Annotated in this window: 16 protein-coding genes; 8 read left to right on the top strand and 8 right to left on the bottom strand. The window is 51.1% G+C overall.

The annotated features are described in order from the left end of the window. Positions 1-6: 6 nt before the first annotated feature. Positions 7-1,800 carry an Hsp70 family protein gene (locus tag ACFSW8_RS03965; RefSeq protein WP_377177511.1) on the bottom strand — a complete coding sequence of 598 codons (1,794 nt, stop codon included), beginning with the start codon at positions 1,798-1,800 and terminating at the stop codon, positions 7-9. Positions 1,801-1,940: 140 nt separating this feature from the next. On the opposite strand from ACFSW8_RS03965, the gene ACFSW8_RS03960 reads away from it, so the two are divergent. From ACFSW8_RS03960 to ACFSW8_RS03945, 4 genes are all read left to right on the top strand, one after another. Beyond that, positions 1,941-2,135: a hypothetical protein gene (locus ACFSW8_RS03960; RefSeq protein WP_377177509.1), complete on the top strand. Its 195-nt coding sequence runs from the start codon at positions 1,941-1,943 to the stop codon at positions 2,133-2,135. 101 nt (positions 2,136-2,236) lie between these two features. Beyond that, positions 2,237-2,611 carry a hypothetical protein gene (locus tag ACFSW8_RS03955; protein ID WP_377088801.1) on the top strand — a complete coding sequence of 125 codons (375 nt, stop codon included), beginning with the start codon at positions 2,237-2,239 and terminating at the stop codon, positions 2,609-2,611. A 149-nt stretch (positions 2,612-2,760) separates the two neighbouring features. Next, complete coding sequence (locus ACFSW8_RS03950) at positions 2,761-3,192, top strand: EF-hand domain-containing protein (protein WP_377177507.1); 432 nt, start codon at positions 2,761-2,763, stop codon at positions 3,190-3,192. A gap of 381 nt (positions 3,193-3,573) precedes the next feature. After that, the gene (locus ACFSW8_RS03945) at positions 3,574-6,096 is read left to right on the top strand and encodes a glycoside hydrolase family 20 protein (RefSeq protein ID WP_377088797.1); all 2,523 of its coding nucleotides are present in this window, start codon (positions 3,574-3,576) and stop codon (positions 6,094-6,096) included. Between the two features lie 245 nt (positions 6,097-6,341). Here ACFSW8_RS03945 and ACFSW8_RS03940 read toward each other — a convergent pair whose 3' ends face one another. From ACFSW8_RS03940 to ACFSW8_RS03930, 3 genes are read right to left on the bottom strand one after another with little or no spacing between them, the layout of a single operon-like run. Beyond that, positions 6,342-7,943 carry a serine/threonine protein kinase gene (locus ACFSW8_RS03940; RefSeq protein ID WP_377177505.1) on the bottom strand — a complete coding sequence of 534 codons (1,602 nt, stop codon included), beginning with the start codon at positions 7,941-7,943 and terminating at the stop codon, positions 6,342-6,344. A 7-nt stretch (positions 7,944-7,950) separates the two neighbouring features. Further along, positions 7,951-8,658 carry an RNA polymerase sigma factor gene (locus ACFSW8_RS03935; protein WP_377177503.1) on the bottom strand — a complete coding sequence of 236 codons (708 nt, stop codon included), beginning with the start codon at positions 8,656-8,658 and terminating at the stop codon, positions 7,951-7,953. An 18-nt stretch (positions 8,659-8,676) separates the two neighbouring features. Next, a complete protein-coding gene (locus ACFSW8_RS03930; protein ID WP_377177501.1) occupies positions 8,677-10,116 on the bottom strand; it encodes an NfeD family protein in 1,440 nt (479 codons plus the stop codon). A gap of 101 nt (positions 10,117-10,217) precedes the next feature. Between ACFSW8_RS03930 and ACFSW8_RS03925 the strand changes: the two genes are divergently transcribed. Beyond that, the gene (locus ACFSW8_RS03925) at positions 10,218-10,856 is read left to right on the top strand and encodes a class I SAM-dependent methyltransferase (RefSeq protein WP_377088791.1); all 639 of its coding nucleotides are present in this window, start codon (positions 10,218-10,220) and stop codon (positions 10,854-10,856) included. A 7-nt stretch (positions 10,857-10,863) separates the two neighbouring features. Here the strand turns inward: ACFSW8_RS03925 and ACFSW8_RS03920 are convergent, their stop codons facing one another. From ACFSW8_RS03920 to ACFSW8_RS03910, 3 genes are all read right to left on the bottom strand, one after another. Continuing rightward, positions 10,864-11,289: a hypothetical protein gene (locus tag ACFSW8_RS03920; protein ID WP_377177499.1), complete on the bottom strand. Its 426-nt coding sequence runs from the start codon at positions 11,287-11,289 to the stop codon at positions 10,864-10,866. Positions 11,290-11,357: 68 nt separating this feature from the next. Beyond that, on the bottom strand, positions 11,358-12,092 hold the full coding sequence (locus ACFSW8_RS03915; RefSeq protein WP_377088789.1) for a sulfite exporter TauE/SafE family protein: 735 nt from the start codon (positions 12,090-12,092) through the stop codon (positions 11,358-11,360). Beyond that, positions 12,089-13,477, bottom strand: a complete 1,389-nt coding sequence (locus tag ACFSW8_RS03910; protein ID WP_377091437.1) for a dicarboxylate/amino acid:cation symporter — start codon at positions 13,475-13,477, stop codon at positions 12,089-12,091. The genes ACFSW8_RS03915 and ACFSW8_RS03910 overlap by 4 nt, the downstream gene beginning before the upstream one ends. A gap of 316 nt (positions 13,478-13,793) precedes the next feature. Here ACFSW8_RS03910 and ACFSW8_RS03905 point away from each other — a divergent pair, with 316 nt between their 5' ends. The 3 genes from ACFSW8_RS03905 to ACFSW8_RS03895 all read left to right on the top strand — a co-directional run bounded on the left by ACFSW8_RS03905 (position 13,794) and on the right by ACFSW8_RS03895 (position 17,216). Beyond that, positions 13,794-15,107, top strand: coding sequence for a glutamate--tRNA ligase (locus ACFSW8_RS03905; protein ID WP_377177497.1), 1,314 nt, complete (start codon positions 13,794-13,796; stop codon positions 15,105-15,107). A gap of 127 nt (positions 15,108-15,234) precedes the next feature. Beyond that, a complete protein-coding gene (locus tag ACFSW8_RS03900) occupies positions 15,235-15,903 on the top strand; it encodes a choice-of-anchor R domain-containing protein (RefSeq protein WP_377088787.1) in 669 nt (222 codons plus the stop codon). A 44-nt stretch (positions 15,904-15,947) separates the two neighbouring features. After that, on the top strand, positions 15,948-17,216 hold the full coding sequence (locus tag ACFSW8_RS03895) for a hypothetical protein (protein WP_377088786.1): 1,269 nt from the start codon (positions 15,948-15,950) through the stop codon (positions 17,214-17,216). Between the two features lie 37 nt (positions 17,217-17,253). Here ACFSW8_RS03895 and ACFSW8_RS03890 read toward each other — a convergent pair whose 3' ends face one another. Further along, entirely contained in the window at positions 17,254-17,772 is a 519-nt protein-coding gene (locus ACFSW8_RS03890; RefSeq protein ID WP_377088785.1) for a SprT family zinc-dependent metalloprotease, read from the bottom strand. Positions 17,773-17,790: the final 18 nt, after the last annotated feature.

The following is a 17,790-nucleotide window of genomic DNA, read 5'->3' as shown; positions in this document are numbered from 1 at the left end:
TGGCCATTATTCCCCCAGCTTCTTCATCAGCGCAGCTTCCATCGCCTTCTCTACCAGCACTGCTGCCATATGCTCAGTAGCTTTGTCTAACTTCTGAACCGCGGCCTTCAATGGATTCGCCTCACCCGCCTCCAATGCTGCACGCACCTCGGATTCTGCTTCCCGAATCTGAGCCACATCCTCCGCTGCCATCACATCTCCTACTTGCGACATCCCCGCTTCCACCGCCGGCAATAGCTCTTCAGCCTTCAGCTTCGCCTCAGTGAATATACGCTCAGACATGTCATCAAAAGCGTAGTCCACACTCTCACTCACCATCTTCTCTACCGCTTCATCATCCACATCCACAGCAGCACTATCAATCTCTAACACCGTATCCTGCTGCGTCAGTGTATCCCGCGCTAGAACCTCCAAAATCCCATTCTCATCAATCGAAAACTGCACTCCAACACGTGCTTGCCCCTTCGGCGCTGGATCGAATGACACATCCACATTGCCAAGCTCCCAGTTGTCGCGGGCCATTTCCCTCTCCCCTTGCAGGACGCGCACACGCATCGATTGCTGGTTCGCTACTGCATTGGTAAACATCTCACCAGCCTTACAGGGAATCGTCGTGTTCCTGGGAATCAACACATTCATTAATCCCCCAAAGGTCTCAATCCCTAAACTCAATGGGGTGACATCTAACAAAACCATCTCCCTTAATGCTCCCGACAGCACTCCCGCTTGAATCACCGCCCCCAATGCCACCGCCTCATCTGGATGCTGACTCACATCAGCCGATTGACCAAACACACGCTCAACCAAAGCACGCACCGCAGGAATACGCGTTGATCCACCTACCAACACCACTGCATCAAGCTCCTCAGATGGATCTTTGATGCCTGCATCTGTCAGCACCCTGCGACAATGCCCCTCGGTCCGCCCAATCACCGCTGAAACCACACGCTCAAATTGCTCTCGCGTCACCTCCTGCTCAAGGTGCATCCCCTCTCTAAAAAATGGAATCCGTAACACCGCCTCCTGCTCGCTAGACAACAGTTCCTTCACCTCTCGCGCCGCATCCACGAGACGCTGCCTCTCCCCCTCAGCCAGTGGCTCACCATCTCCCACACTCTGCCAGCACCAATACGCTAAAGCCTCATCAATGTCATCCCCCCCAAGCTGCGTATCACCATCTGTCGCCAATACCTGAAATACTCCCTCCCGCATCTCCAAAACCGAGATGTCAAAGGTCCCACCTCCCAAATCATACACCGCCACACGCGCCTCTTCCCCCAACTTGTCCAAACCATACGCTAAAGCCGCCGCCGTCGGCTCACTCACAATCCGCACCACCTCTAACCCAGCCATCTCACCCGCCAGCTTCGTCGCATTCCGCTGCGCATCATTGAAATACGCCGGCACCGTGATCACCGCCTTCTCCACTTCCCTCTCCAACTGCAATTCTGCAACTTGCTTAAGCTTTCTTAAAATATCAGCACTCACCACTTCCGGCTTTCTCCCAGCCGCCAATACCCCACCATCTGCCGCCTCACTTAACTCCACACAATAATCCTCGCCTGCAACTTCCCGAAAACGACGCCCCATATAGCGCTTCACAGAGGTGATCACCTCTCCACCCGCCCCTCTCCGTCTCAAAGCCTCTGCTCCCACCACTACCTCGCCACCATCCAAATAACTCACCGCACTCGGCGTGATCCTCTCCCCCACCTCATTGGCCAATAAAATCGGAAACCCACTCTCTACCACTCCCACTGCCGAATTTGTCGTCCCCAAATCTATCCCAATGATGTCCATGCCCTTAGCTAAACCCTCTCCCTCACCATGCAAGAATTATGTCACTCCCCCCATAATTGAAAATGAGTCTCAAACTCTCCAACCCCTTGTAAATAAAGAACTTTACCCACCTAACACTTCTCTGCAACACTAAGGTAGTTATGAGTGATACCGCTACTAAAACAAAAACCTGCGCTGCCTGCGCATACTGGGATTCCAGCAATGGCTCTGAAGGGAACTGCCGCCGCTCCTCACCTCAAACCGTCGTGTTCGAAGTGAGCTCAGAAAAAAAACTCACCACTGTCTTCCCTGTCACCGCTTCCTCCGATTGGTGCGGAGAATATAAGGAAAAGTAAAGCATTCCCATCAGTATCAAAGCCTTGTGCCTTCAATGGCATCAGGCTTTTTTTTGCTTTCACCTTGCTATTGAGATCCATTCTCATCTACTTCCAATGGCGTGAAGCACTCCAATGACGCCATCCACTACCTCGATTCTCTCATCCAAGCCTGTCCAGACCAGATGGACACACTCTTGGACATGCGTCTCTCTCTCATGCACAACGATGAACCAGGAGCTTGCGTTGCCGGTTACTTCAAACTCAAACGCCAACTCTCAGCCTGGTACGACTCCAAGCTCAATACCCTCCGTGATCACCTCGAAAGCCGTATCCAAATAGAAATCGTCATCCAAGAAACCCAAGAACGACGCAATGCCTGCCTCGCTCTCGGCAACAACCACGACCTCGAAGACTATTGCGAAGACCAAATGCGCCAAATCGCGCTCGAACACAAAGAGGCTCAGCACATCCGCCTGCGCTTCAGCTGGGCGTAACTCCCATCTTTAAATCCTTTTCACCAGCCAATCCCGCAGCCGAATCTGCGGGATTTTTTTGTGCACCGACCATGCCTCAAAAAAAATCTGAAACTTTTGCAACTTCTCTTTCCCCCCACGGTTTCAGTCCTCGTAACCAACAAAAACTTATGAAGACTAAAACATTACTTCTCGCTATCGCCGCCCTCTCCATCCCAGCTCTCGCTCAGGCTGAAGAAGGTAAATGTGAAAAAGGTAAGAAAGGCTGCGATAAGCGCCGCGCTCACATCATTGAAAAATTTGACACCGACGGTGACGGCAAACTCTCGGAAGAGGAACGCAAAGCTGCTCGTGAAGCCATGGAAGCACGCAAAGCGGAATTCATTGCTAAGCACGACACCGATGGTGACGGCAAACTTTCCGATGAAGAGAAAAAAGCTGCTAAAGACGCATTCATCGCCCAATACGATACCGACGGCGACGGTGAACTCTCAGCTGAAGAACGCGAAGCCGCTCGTGAAGCTGGTGCTAAATTCCCATTCCACCACAAGAAGCGCTGCCAAAAAGGGAAGCGTGGCCCTCGCGGCGGTGGTGCTGAATAATCCCATTTCATACACGTAACTAGGTAGAGTCCCACAGTTCTCCGGAACTGTGGGATTTTTTTGTCTCATCACCCTACGCCTCCCATCTGAAAGTTCCCCCCTCATAATACCATTGATCGAAACGGAATGGACGAATGGTCGGGATGAGCTTGCAGAATATCAAGGCGGAGTGAAGGCGTGAGGTGGGCATCACAACTGAATGACAACAATGACATTATGCAAGATAATCCGATACACTCTAAAATCGCGCAGCGCAAAATTACAAGACCTTACCACACCCCATTCGTCTATTCCGAGTCGAGAGATGGTATAACTACGTTAGGAAATCGCTGTTAAGAATCCAACCACCCACGCTGTTCTTAAGCGCAACAAACAATACAGATGATGACACCTACCCTTCAGTTTTTAGCTACGGCCACCTGCGCCCTTTGCCTTCCCCTCACCACCACAGCGGCCCCTTCTCTCATTCCTTTACCCAATAAGCTTAACTTCCAAGAGGGGAAACTCAGCTTCCAGGGAGAGCTCAAAATCACTGCACCTCAGAGCCTAAATTCAGAAGTCGACCTGCTTCAAAAAGCAGTAAAACAACGCTGGAATGCCACACCAAACACACAAAACACGACTCTCAACATCACCCTAGACCCCACCCTCAAAAACACACTTGGAGATGAGGCCTATCAGTTAGAAGTCAACCAAGATGGCATTCTCTTGCGCGCCGCAACCAACACCGGAATCTTCTACGCAACACAAACCCTCCTCCAGCTAGCCGAGGACAACAATGGTACCACCAGCCTCCCCTACACCAAGATAGAGGACAGCCCCCGCTTCGCCTGGCGCGGTCTCATGCTCGATGAAGCCAGACACTTCATGGGTAAAAAATACATCATGCACCTGCTAGACACCATGGCCGCTCATAAGCTCAATGTCTTCCATTGGCATCTTACTGACGACCAAGGCTGGCGCATCGAAATTAAAGCCTATCCAAAGCTCACAGAAATTGGCTCACACCGCGGCGCTGGCACCCAGATCCCCACACCCGATTGGGATAAAAAAAATAAAAATGACCCCGATGGCCCGAAGTACTCCGGCCACTACACCCAAAAAGATATTGCCGAAATCGTCGCCTACGCCAAAGCTCGCCATATCGAAATTCTGCCCGAAATCGATGTCCCTGGCCACGCTCTCGCCATCACCACTTCTTACCCAGAAACCCTCCCCACCACCGACCAAGACACGGAAAAAGGCCTCCACGGATACAAACAAAATGTCCTCTCCGTCGTCCGTGAAGAAAACTATACAATGCTCGATACCATCTTCGGCGAAATCGCAGCCTTGTTCCCTTCAAAATATATCCACATCGGCGGCGATGAAGTGAACGTCAATTCCTGGAAGGCATCCCCAGAACACCGTCAGTATATGAAAAAACACGGGATGAAACACCCCAGCCAACTCCAAAACATGTTCATGCTCCGTCTCGAAAAAATTCTCAAAAAACATGATCGAACCATGATGGGATGGAACGAAATCATGCACGGCGGCCACCTCTCTAAAGACACCGGGGTCATGGCATGGATTAGCGTCGGCGCAGGACTCCACGCCGCCAGAAAAGGCCACCCCACAATCATGGCTGTCGGCCCCCATTGCTATTTCGACATGAAATACCCAGGCCACTCCGAAACTGGCCATTGGTGGGCTGGTATCGTCTCCACCCAGAATGCCTACCAATGGAACCCCGTCTTCGATGGCCAACTCAACGCCGATGAACAAAAGCGCATCAAAGGCATTCAATGCGCCCTCTGGACCGAATTTGTCCCAGACCCCGCAAACGCCGACTACAAACTCTGGCCACGCGCATGTGCCACTTCCGAAGTCGCTTGGACCAAACAGTCAAAGCGCGATTGGGATCAGTTCAATGCACGCTTAGGTAAGCACCTCGACTACCTCGACACAGTACAAGTCCAGTACCGCGTCAAACCTCCCTCAGCCACCCAAGCCAAGGGTGAAGTCACTATCAACCCACCCTACCCAAACGCCAAAGTCCTATACACCCTCGACGGCTCTGCCCCATCCGCTCAAAGCTCTGTCTACAACGGACAAGCTATACCCGTAGACAAGTTGAATGCCCTGCGCTACCGCCACATCCGTCCAGATGGACGTCTTAGCAAAGTCGAACGCGGTGCTAACAAAGCCCCTGTTTTCAACTGGGAGTTTAAACAAAGCGGCACCTTCGAAATCGAGCTCAGCGATGTCATTGACCAAGCTGGACCCTGGATCGCTGAATTCTCCCACACTCGCGGCAAACATGGGCTCAACTTCTCTGAAATCACCTTGCTCAAAGATGGTAAAGCTGTCGCCACCGCAACACCATTCACCCTCGATAATAAACAACGTAGACAACTTGTCCGCCTAAACCTCCCCACCTTCACCAAAGGCGCACACTACCAACTCGTCCTCAAAAATAAAGCCACTGGTGAACAATCTAAAGGCCACATCACCTTCGATCGCTCACCATACATCGAACCCATCAATAGCTCGGTTTCTACCGAAGTCCCCAACTACGGTAACCATTCCTCTAATAAACTTACCGACTGGGATCGTAATACCTATTTCTGGTCGTCACGTGGTGCAAAAAAAGGAGACTCAGTCACGATAACATTCGAAAATGCTCAGAAATTACGCGAAATCGTTGTCCCAACAGGCAAATCTAACAGTAATGATGACATCATTGCCAACGGCATTGTCGAATACTCAAGCGATGGTAAGAACTTCTCCTCAAAGACTGTGTTTGCACTCGGCACCGCCACCCTAACATTTGATAAACTAACACCTGTCAAATCCATCCGCATCACCGTCAATGCCGACCAAGAAAGCTGGTTCATCATCCGCGACCCTCAGCTCAAGTAATACCATTGAATGCACCGGAACGGACGAATGGTCGAAATGAGCATACAGAGTATCAAGACGTAACCACCCTCCATTCCTCTATTTTGAGTCGAGAGATGGAATAACACCACAACTCCCCCCACCAAATACCAGTTCGTAATTCTATAACAAGCCCCCACACCACCTCAAAGCTGGCAAAATCCTTGCCAGCTTTTTATGTTTTAGCTGGCGGCCTCAGATCGACCGATAAAACCTATTCCTTCCTGCTACTTAGGCTCCCGATGCACTACCTTGCTCTCATTGAAAATCACTTGAGCGCCAGTCACTCCAAGCCCAATCCTTCCCTCATCCACCCTCCTCCACCTCCGAGGTAATACACGCAGCGGTTCCTCTAACTGCCATTCTGCCCAAGTCGCATCGTCCAACTTTCCAATCACCTTCCCCCCCCGAACATCAATTGTTAAAGAGTAAGCCACTCCCAACTGTAAATCATGCAGACGCTTTTCACTTACGCCCTTACTGCCCTCACCTAACTCTGGAATTTCAATCGAATCCGAACCTAACACAACACTCAAGCTCCCCAACTCAGTAGGCAACACCACAACAATCGTTCCTTCACCAGACACCCTCGTAAAGTTCAAGCGTACCGCATAACGCCCACTCACCGGCTCAGCAAATTCTATCAAAGCTGCCGTCGAGCTGTTCGTGATTAATTTGTTTTCATGCTTCCACCATTGCCCGCTCAACGAGGCCTCTTGCACATCCAGCCCATCCACTAAATCAATCCATTGTCCATATACTTTTACCCCTTCTTTGGCCTGCGCCACAGCTCCACCAGTAACAACGCCACCACCACTCGAACCAATCACCTCACCACCCGACTTCTTCTCCCGAATCTCTCTAGCTATAAACATCGCCAATACCCCTATACAGGCCAAGCCCGCTAAAGCGGCATAAATCCCCGAACTCGCCTTCTGAACCTTCCTCCCCCGCAACTGCTTATACACCCTCTTTAACTGCATCGCCACACTCGCTGCCGAATCTGGCCGCTTGTTTGGATCGCGCTGTAAACACCGCATCACCAGACGATCCAGATCCTTAGGAGCTCCATACTTAGCCAAAGGCTCAAAAGCGCCTCTCGGCGTTACCCCAGCTATCATCTCGTACAGCATCACCCCAATGCTATAAATGTCCGAACGCTCATCCACAGTCCCCCCATTCGATTGCTCAGGAGACATGTAATCCACTGTTCCAATCGCCGTTCCTGTCATCGTCAATGCCGTGCGGTCCTCAGCACTCGTCTCCTTTGAAACGCCAAAGTCGGTCACCTTCACAGACCCATCATCACCTAACAATACGTTCGCAGGCTTGATGTCCCGGTGAATTACCCCAAGGGAGTGAACCGCAGATATCCCATTGCATACCTTCACCGCCACTCGAATCGCCTCTTTTAACTTCAACCGCTTGCTCTCATAAATCCGCTTCTGTAAGTCGTCACCCTTGACATACTCTAACACTAGGTAAGGGGTCCCGTCAGAAAGCATGTCCGCATCATAAATCCCTAAAACATTCGGGTGCTCCAGTTGCGCCATCAACCGCCCCTCACGCTTCAATCGCTCAATGAAAAGTTCGTGGTCGCCACCACCACGCGCAGTAAATACTTTTAGTGCCACCGTCCGCCCCAGACCATCGTGACGGGCCTTGTACACCGTCCCCATTCCACCCCGACCTAATATGTTTAAGATCTCAAAGCCAGGCAGATCCGGGTCCGCATCATTAGGCGTCCCCTCTAATTTATCGGTCAATGCCCACGAAAGCATCTTCTGCGCGTCCGCTTTCTCCAGCCCCTTTTTCTCTTGCTCACTCACAAGCCCACTAGTCACTTAAAATACCTATCAAATAGCGCAATTCTTGATCAGGGTCCTCACCCTCACCTATCGTCTCCACAATCTCAGCTCGTAACATCTCCCCAAAGCGCTTTCTCAAGCGGTGCACTCCCACTTTCACTGCCGAGAGTGATATCTCCAGCCTATCTGCAATACTCTGGTAGCTTTCTTCTAACTCGCCAGTCAAACTATCCGCCAGCGCCTCATACAATTCAGTCTTCCCCTCACTCTCGTACTTTTTCTCTAACTGCTCTCTGGCACTCTCCACAACAATGATTGCCCAACGCTTATCAAAACTCGCTGTCGGATCCACTGCATCACTATCCGCCCAACGTTCTTCCTCAGCTGCTATATCCGTCGTGTCAACCTTGCCATCTCCACGCTTCTGTGCCGTCGACTTTACGTGCTCATCACGTAAATACCGCTTGAATGCAGTCAGCAAAAAAGTGCGCATTTTTCCCTTCTCCTTATCAGCAGCAGAAAATAATGCCTTCTCAATCCCCTTTGCCATAAACCCCTGCACCACATCCTCCGCATCTTCCATGCTGCGACCATAACCTCGAGCAAATGCATACAGAGGCCTCCAGTACATGCTGCATAACACATTCAACGCCTCTTGAGCGTCTGCTGCGTTAGACTCCTTGATCTGCTGAACTAATGTCCAGCGAGTCGCTTGAAATGAACTATTCCCCTGCATCAACCTATGCAATCAAGATCAGCCGACGAGATCCACTAAAATCCTCATGCCATCAGCAGAAACTACTCTCACTTTAGCATCCACCTCCACAAAGCCAGCCTGGCTCACAACCTCGTGAATCTCCCCATCAATGCGTACGCGCCCAGACGGACGTAACTCAGTCACTGTCATTCCTTCTTTGCCCACTAACTCATCGTTATGGTTCTCTTCACCAGTGCCTGATGCCAGCTCCGCCTCCACTGCTAGACTCCCATACATCGGCATCACAGGCATGAAACGCATCGCCACAAAACTCCCCAATACCGCAATAAATAATCCCATAGTCATATAAATCAACGGCCAGCCCAACAACGCTGTAAAACCAATCAATCCATCCTTGGTGTCCTTAAAACTATCTAGCATATCCACATCGACCATCGCCAAGATCAGAGCCGCCCCCATCATAACTACCCCCACAGCTCCCGCCACGAAAGTCCCAGGGATCACCCAAAACTCCAAAATAACCAAAATCAAGCCAGCGATAAATAACACAAATAACCAACTTCCACTCACATTCCCATCAATGTTGTTACCCACAAAAAACAATGCAAAGGCCACCAAAGCCACAACCCCAAAAATACCAATCCCCGGTGTCTTGAACTCCATAAATAATGCTAAGACTCCTATGCTGATCAATAAAGGTGAGACCAAGCCAACCCAGTGCGCAAATGCCTCCAAACCCTTCGGCTCTGCCACCACCACCTCTGTACCCTCCAAGCCCTCAGCCTTCAGTACCTCCTCTAAATCCTTACAGATTCCATCCGCTAACAAAGGCTTCCCATCTACTAACAATACTGCTTCGTCAGCTATCAAATTTAACAACTCACCCTTCGCAACTTTAACTTTGCCGTCAGCGAATTCATATTCTTGATCACGAAACATCATTGCTTTCATCACGTCAGCATTCCGCCCCTTCTCTTTCGCCACAATCTTGATGTAAGAAGAAAAAAGTGACTCGATTTTTGAACGCATTACCGGGTCAATCTCCCCACCACCTCCTGCCACAATCCCCGTCGAACCAATCGTCCCCCTAGGGTGCATGTAAATCTTGTCACAACCAAATGCGATCATCGAACCAGCACTCGTCGCTTCCGGATTCACAAAAGCTATCGATGGAATCGTCAAATCGGGCATCACGCGCGTAATCAAATCAGCCGTCTCAATCGCGTAACCACCCGGCGTATCAATATCAAACACCACCGCCTTCGCTTTCTGGTCCTGGGCCCGTCGCATCACCTTGCGCCAGTACTTAAATGAATGCTTATTCATCAATGACTTTTCCCCTACCTTAATCACCACCACCTTGTCTGTGTAACTATCAGCCCCTGCCACAGGCGCTGTCGTCTCAGGCTCCTGCTCCTGCGCCACAAGAGAAAAACTGAAAAGATAAGCTAAAATCAACTGAAACAAGCACTTCATACACCTCTTCTAGCACAGCCCTACCTGCTACCCAACAATTTATCCGCATCAACTCTTGAAACTTGTTAAGATGCCCTGCGTACTCATCCATCACTGCCCACATGCCTCTGCCCTTCTCCAACCCACACACCCAAGCCGACCTCCTCCAGCTCAAGCGACTCCTCGCTCCACTTTTTGCAGAACGCTACCCCGCACCCACTCCCTGCATCCGCCTCCTCAATATGGCATGCGGAAGAGCCGATGAAACAGGGATTCTCGCCGATACCCTCGCTCCACTCTGCCACCAATTAGAAATCACGGGCCTCGATATCCGTAGCCGAGAAATTGGTGAAGCTAACCAAAGATGGGGAAATCTCCCTCACGCCACAGCCCACTTCCTTACTCAAAATGCTAGCCAACTCAATCACGTCCATACCCTAGACGGCCCATACGACCTCATCTTTATGCGCCACCAAAACTACTGGAATGGCGCCGAAGTCTGGCACCGCATCTATGACAACGCCCTCCATAGACTCAGCCCCAATGGTACCCTCGTCATTACCTCCTACTTCGACCAAGAACACCTACAAGCAGTCCACGCCATCTCAGCATTAGGCGGACAACTTATCAGCACACTCAGAAACCCACATTCGCGTATCATCCCAGACGCCCCCGACAAATCCGTCGACCGCCACATCGCTCTCTTTTCTATCAAGGACAGCATACCCATGCCTCATCTGGGAAAACTCCCCACCTCATAGTCCCCATTTAGCTCACCATATACCCGATACTGGCGATCACTAGTAACTGAACCACCGCACCTGCAAAGAGTACAGTCAGTGCCTTGTAGGATAAATGCTCTTCCTTGCGCGTCAGGTGGTTCGATACCAAACGCCCAAGGCCCAGTAGAATCACACCTCCAATCAAACCTATGAGCCAATACATCATCATCAAGTTCGCAAAATGCGCTCTATCTAGCGTCAATACCACACCAGTCATCACTGGAAATACAATCAGGTGGTAGCCGTAACTTAACGCGTAACAACACTTCGCTACCTTTTTACCAATCTTCTCGTGCAGCGGATTCTCATAGCGACAAGCACCAGAGACGCCACTCCCGCGAAGACTCGGCTCATACAAACCCATTCCATTTCCTGGATCAGTTGGTGGTTTTCTAACATTGGGGAATTTCATGCAGATACTCTGCCATCTGTTCACTACTCACAGCCATTACAATGGCCCCGCTATTTTCCCATGCCTAATCATCCAAAAGCCAAACGTAATCCCGCAATCAAAGAAAACACCACCACCATCGCTTCAAATGCACGCTGAGGTACCTTCACTAACAATTTCTTCCCTAAAAGCACCCCAATCGCAATCGCCGGTAACATCCACGCATTCCATCGCAAACTCTCCCAGCTGATCAAATCCAAGCCCGCATTCAATGGCATCTTCAGTAAATTGACCAATAAGAAAAAACGCGCCCCCACTCCGATCAACTCCATCTTAGGCATCTTCTTTGAAAGCAAATACAATTGCATTATCGGCCCAGCCGCGTTCGCCATCATCGTTGCCACCCCACCACAGACACCCGCCCCAATCCCAAATCCATGTGAATGCGCCATCCGATCAAACGCCTTTGGCGCCCACTTCTTGAATGATTGAATCGCTACCATCCCCAATATAATCCACCCAATCATTACCCGAACAACCTCGTTCGATAACGCACTCAGTCCCCATAAAGCCACTCCCATTCCAATCAAGGCCGGCCACAAAAATTTCCAAACAGGCCCCCAACTACCATACTTCCGAAACAAGGGGTACACCATCAAGTCGGCCGCCAACATCATGGGTAATGCCAAACCCAATGATGCCTTCGCCCCAAAATGCTCCGCTAATAAAAAAACTGAAATCAGCGATACGCCAGAAAATCCAGCCTTCGATACCCCTAGGCAGAAAGCTGAAATAGCTAGAACTAAGACCTGCTCAGCACTCATCGATCATCATGCATCAGACGGTCACCCTCTTCTTCGATGTCTTCCTCAAAATGGTGCAAATCACCCTGTAACACCTTTTCTCCCTCACTAGCTCCCACCACGACTGCCGCACAGCTGTCACCAAACACGTTCACTGCAGTGCGCGACATGTCGAGCAATCGATCCACACTCAATAATGCCACAACCGCTGTCTCAGCTCCGTCGATGTTAGAGTTTTTCAAGATTAACAAAATCGCCACCAAGCTTGCAGATGGCACCCCTGCTACACCAATACTAGTGAGCAATGCGGCAGCCACCACCACAAATTGTTGGCCAAAACTCATATCCACTCCCATCACCTGCGCCACAAAGATAACTGCAACACACTCGTAGAGAGCCGTGCCATCCATGTTCACCGTCGCCCCTAAGGGTAAGGTAAAACTCGAAGTGCGCTTACTCACTCCTGCATTCTCCTGCACACACCGCATCGTCACTGGCAATGTCGCTGAGGAAGAGGCCGTCGAAAACGCCGTCAACAATGCCGTCTGCATTGCCTTGAAATGCGATAAAGGGTTCAACCCACCCACAAACTTCAAAATCAATGGCAGCGTAATGAACATGTGAACCGCCAAAGCTGTTAGCACCGTCCCAAAATAACTGCCCATCTCAATGAAAATTTGCCAACCAGACTTGTAAACTACCGGGAACATCAATGCAAATACACCCACTGGAGCTAACATCATGATCCAACGCGTGATCAAAATCATCACATCATTAATCCCCTGCACCGTCCCCTGCAGCGTCGTCATCTCCTTGGTCGGCAACCTCGTCATCGCCACTCCAAATAAAATACTAAATACAATCAGCCCTAACATCTGGCCATTGTCGCTAGCCGCACTGATGATATTGGGTGGAAAGAGCTTCTTGAAAAAATCAAGATAGTCAGTTGCTTGCTTCTCATTTGCAGCCTCTACCTTTGCCAAATCCTTCTCAGAAGCTTCATCCACACTCCGGTCAAATGCCGCGCGAATCTCCTCGTTCGGCTGCCCGTTGACCAAACCTGGCTCAAATAAATTCACCACACTCAAACCCACCAAAATGGCAGCCAAAGACGTCAAGGTGTAGAACCCCACAGTCTTCAAGCCCATCCGCCCAAACCCCTTCACTCCTCCCAACGCTCCAATCCCCGCAATGATCGAACTCACAATCAATGGCACGATGATCATCTTCAACGCACTCATGAACATGTCGCCAATAAATGTGCTCGTCGCTATCGTCTTGCTCGCAAATTCCGTGAAACTAGATTCCCCACCATACGCTATCGAGAAATTCCTAAATATCACCCCCAGCAAAACTGCTAAACCTAGTGCGATCAAAATCTGCCAGTGTGCTGCCACCTTCTTCATAGACAGCAGGCTAACAAGCAAGCTGAGAGAGACAAGAGAGCATTTTCCCATTTTCACTCCCCTTTTCACTCAAAAGCCCCCCCAAACAAAATCATCACCACCGCGCACCCACGCCTCGACTCGCGAACCAGCAGAAATAAACAAATCGCGTAAAGTGCCCTACAGCCCCCATTTTACCACCTCTAGCTCGAGCTTCAGCCGCTACATCTATGCATGTATCTAGCGAGAACCAGCCCCGCGATCCACTTACCTACCCCTCCACAATATTTCACATTTTTCTCTAGGCGAATCCATGCTGGCGATCTAAACCACAGCCATGAGCAAGCCAGTCCGCACCAGATTCGCCCCATCACCTACCGGATACCTCCACGTGGGCGGTGCACGAACCGCACTTTTCAACTACCTCTTCGCACGCAAACATGGAGGCACCTTCATCCTCCGCGTCGAAGATACAGATAAAGAACGTAATACGGATGAAGCGCGCGCTGCCATCTTCGAAGGACTTAGCTGGCTCGGAATGGACTGGGATGAAGGCCCTCAGAAAGGCGGAGCCCATGGCCCCTACAACCAATCAGAACGCCTAGACATCTACCACCGTTACTTCGACAAACTTGTCGCTGCAGATCGTGTCTACGAAGATGATGGAGCCTACCGCTTCCGCTTCGAACGCAAGCCCATCACCATGCAGGACCTAGTCTGCGGTGAAGTCATTGTCGACTACACTGATGAGTCAATCAACCCAGACATGGTCGTCAAACGCTCAGACGGAACCTACACATTCCACTTCGTTAATGTGGTCGATGACATCGAAATGGGGATGACCCACGTCCTCCGCGGCGAAGACCACCTCATGAATACCCCGAAACACCTCCAGCTCTTCGAGGCTTTCGGCGTCGAACCACCCGCATACGCTCACATCCCACTCATCCTCAATATGGATGGCTCCAAAATGTCCAAGCGTGACCAAGGCGCTGCAGTGGGAGAATACGCCACACAAGGCTATACCAGCGAAGCTGTCTTTAACTTCCTCGCCCTCCTCGGTTGGTCACCTAAAGATGAAAACGAAATCTTTAGCCCTGCCGAAATCATCGAGAAATTTACCATCGAAGCGATCAACCGAGCCCCCGGAAAGTTCGATATCGAGAAATGTGGCTGGGTCAACCAGCAACACCTCGCAAAACTCAGTCCCGAAGCTTTCGCCGCTGCTGCCCAACCCTACGTCGAGGCCGCCAATATCACTCCCGATGCGCAATACCCTGCAATCGCTGCTTCCATCCAAGAAAAAGTCCGCCTCCTCACAGAAGTTCCAGCTATGATCGCCTTCTTCTATGATGCCGACTACCCCTTCGATTCCGAAGCCCTCGCAAAAGTTCAGAAAAATGAGGCAGCCGCAGAGCTCCTCACAAAACTCGCTGCCGCATTCTCCGAACTCAACGACTGGAATGAGGCAAAAGCGAGCATCGGCGCCACAGCCAAAGCCAATGGCGCTAAACCCGGCCAGCTCATGTTCCCAACGCGTGTCGCTCTCACCGGCGCTGCTGGTGGCCCCGATCTCGGTGCCATCCTCGAAATACTCGGCCAAGAAGAATCCATCAGACGCATCAAGCGCGCCGTCTCGCAGCTCAGCTAGTGCAGCTCTGCAAGAGCCTCCATTCTTTGTAAAAGCCTGCCCGGAAAAAACCGGCAGGCTTTTTACATTTCATCACAACCCGTTCCTCATTGACTCATTCTATTAGAGACTGTTAGCATACCACACTATGTCTCTCAAATACTCCCTCCCCATATTCCTCTCACTCCAAGCCCTCAGCTATGGTGCCGTAGTTCTCAGTAATCTAGATGACCTCCCCGACCGCATCGAAAGCACCTCCATCACCGTCTCCCCACTCAACTGGCAAGCCACCCCCATCACCACCGATAACGCAAGCTACCAAATTAACTCCATCACTGCAAACATCGGAGATTTCAACCCCGCCGGTACCCTCTTCATGGAAATCTGGAGCGTCGATGGCTTCGCTGAACCTAATGCCAACCTCCAACGACTCAATCTCGTCCAAGATTTCAACGGAGCCAAAGAATGGACAGGTAACCTCATCCTCTCAGCTAATACTAGCTACTTTGTCGTCGTCGGTGTCGACAATGGCGGTGGCCAGTGGAGAAACTTTATCAATATCAATGACCCAGTCACCCCCACCTTCGGTGACTTCCGTGTCGATCAAGGATCTTGGTTGCTCGAAACCGATTTCATGGGCTCACCTATCATTCAGTCGTATTCCTCTGGAAGCCAAGGATCCAGTTGGTCATCCGATGGACTCACCGGCGCACCACTGAGACTAGAAATTGATGCCACCGTTATCCCCGAACCACACAGCTCCACCCTCATTGCTCTGCCAGCACTCCTAACATTAATGAGACGCTCTCGTCAGTAGCTTCTCCTTGCCACACATCCCGCTCTATTCTATCTGTTAGTGCCATGAAATACGCTCTCCCTAAGCTCGCTGCCGCTATCCTCATCTCCAGCCACGCTCTCAAAGCCCAAACCCCACAGGCATACGAGCAACCACCCACATTCCGCGCCTCGGAAATCCTTCCCCCCGACCTCCTGAAAAGCGACCTCCATCGGATTCGCGAATTCAGCCCAAGCGATGGCTTTATGATCCATTTCACCATCGATACCAACTACGGTGAAATCCGCTGCCACGGCATGAACGAACTCGCCGAGCGACTCAATGAAGTCCGAGCCATCAAAGTCCTCGCCGAAACTAGCCGCAGTGACCTCTTCGCCGAAGGCCTCCAAAAATCTATCGAAGCCCCCATCGATGCCGTTAAAAATATCGCCGAAGACCCAGAGGAAGCCTTCCGTAAAGCACCCGCCACTGTCGGACACTTCTTCAAAAAAGTCGGTTCCTCCGTGAGCCACGCAGCTGACAAAGTCGAAGATAAATGGCAAAACCGCGATAAGAACCCACAATCCAATGCCGAGATCATAGAAAACTCAGGCAAAGGTCTCGCCAAATCAGCCAAAAGCGTCGCGGGTTTCGATAAAGCCAAACTCGACTGTGCCCGCAAGCTAGGTGTCGACCCCTATAGCGACAACGCCCTGCTTCAAGCTGAAATGGAAAAAGTCACTTGGGCCTTTTTCGCAGGCGGCCTCCCTCTCAGACTCGGAGTCTCTGCTGTCTCTGGAGGAGCATCTGCTGCAATGACCGCTACCAAAACTGTCGGACTCCCAGAAGACATTTACGACATCACCCCCGGTGAACTCCTCCTGCGCGATCGCGAGACCATGCAAAGCATGGGAGCCAGCGACACCCTCATCGATGTTGTACTCAACAACCCAAACCTCAGCATCGCAAAACGTCACAGTATCATCCAGTCACTCGCTTCCTTGCCCAAAAATGGTGACCGAGTGAATGCCCTTGGAATTGCCGCAAATTGCCAAAGCAAAGACCAAGCCCGCTACCTCAACCAAGTGTTAAACAAACTTTCCTCCCAACACAAAGCCACTCCTTATGCTGCTCTCACCACTGTCGTGAGAATGCCAGCGGGCGTCACAAAACAAGGGGTTGTCGAAGTCGTCGCCCCCGTCGACTTCATCGCATGGACTCCCAAAATTGCAGACTTCGCGCGCGCCCCCAAGATGCCCCAAATGAAATACCGCGCCCTCATCTACGGAAAAATCAGCCCCATTGCCAAAGCCGGATTTGAAGCCGCCGGCTGGGATGTCGTCGTGCGCGACTAATACCATTGATCGAAACGGAATGGTATAAGCCTCAGACTCACAGCGCTTCGACAACTAACTCGAAACGCTTGTTGTATCTCCCCCCGTTGTATTTCTGACAACAACTGTAACAAGCCACATAACGCCGCATCTTACGCACCCGCTCGATAGCCTCACCGCAACTCGGACAACAGTAGCGCCACTTCTTCGCTTGCAGCCTCCTCGGCAAGGCTAATTGATGGGTAGCACGCTCCCCTGGAATTCCTAAGTCAGCACAGGCCTGCTGCCATTCCACCCCGTGAGGCGCTATCCTTCGTCTGCCACACCGGTGGTACGCCAACAAATGCGCCAACTCGTGCAGTAATGTTCTGCGCACTTCTTCCAAACTAATACTGAGCAACTTCGGGTTGAGCTCAACACGTGCCTCCGGCCAAAAGGCTCTCCCAGCAGTCGAACGCATCCGCTTGTTCCACCCCACACTCACACTCCGAGCAAACTTCGCACCAGCAAGTTCCTCCAGCCGACACATCGCCTCTTCTAAAATGGCAGCCAGAGCCTGCTTAATGTCCTCCTCCATCGATGAAATAAAACACCC

It is taken from the genome of Rubritalea tangerina, from assembly GCF_042683245.1.
Classification (GTDB): Bacteria; Verrucomicrobiota; Verrucomicrobiia; order Verrucomicrobiales; family Akkermansiaceae; genus Rubritalea; species Rubritalea tangerina.
The sequence above is the reverse complement of the archived record's forward strand: the minus strand, read 5'-3'. Positions and strand labels throughout refer to the sequence as shown.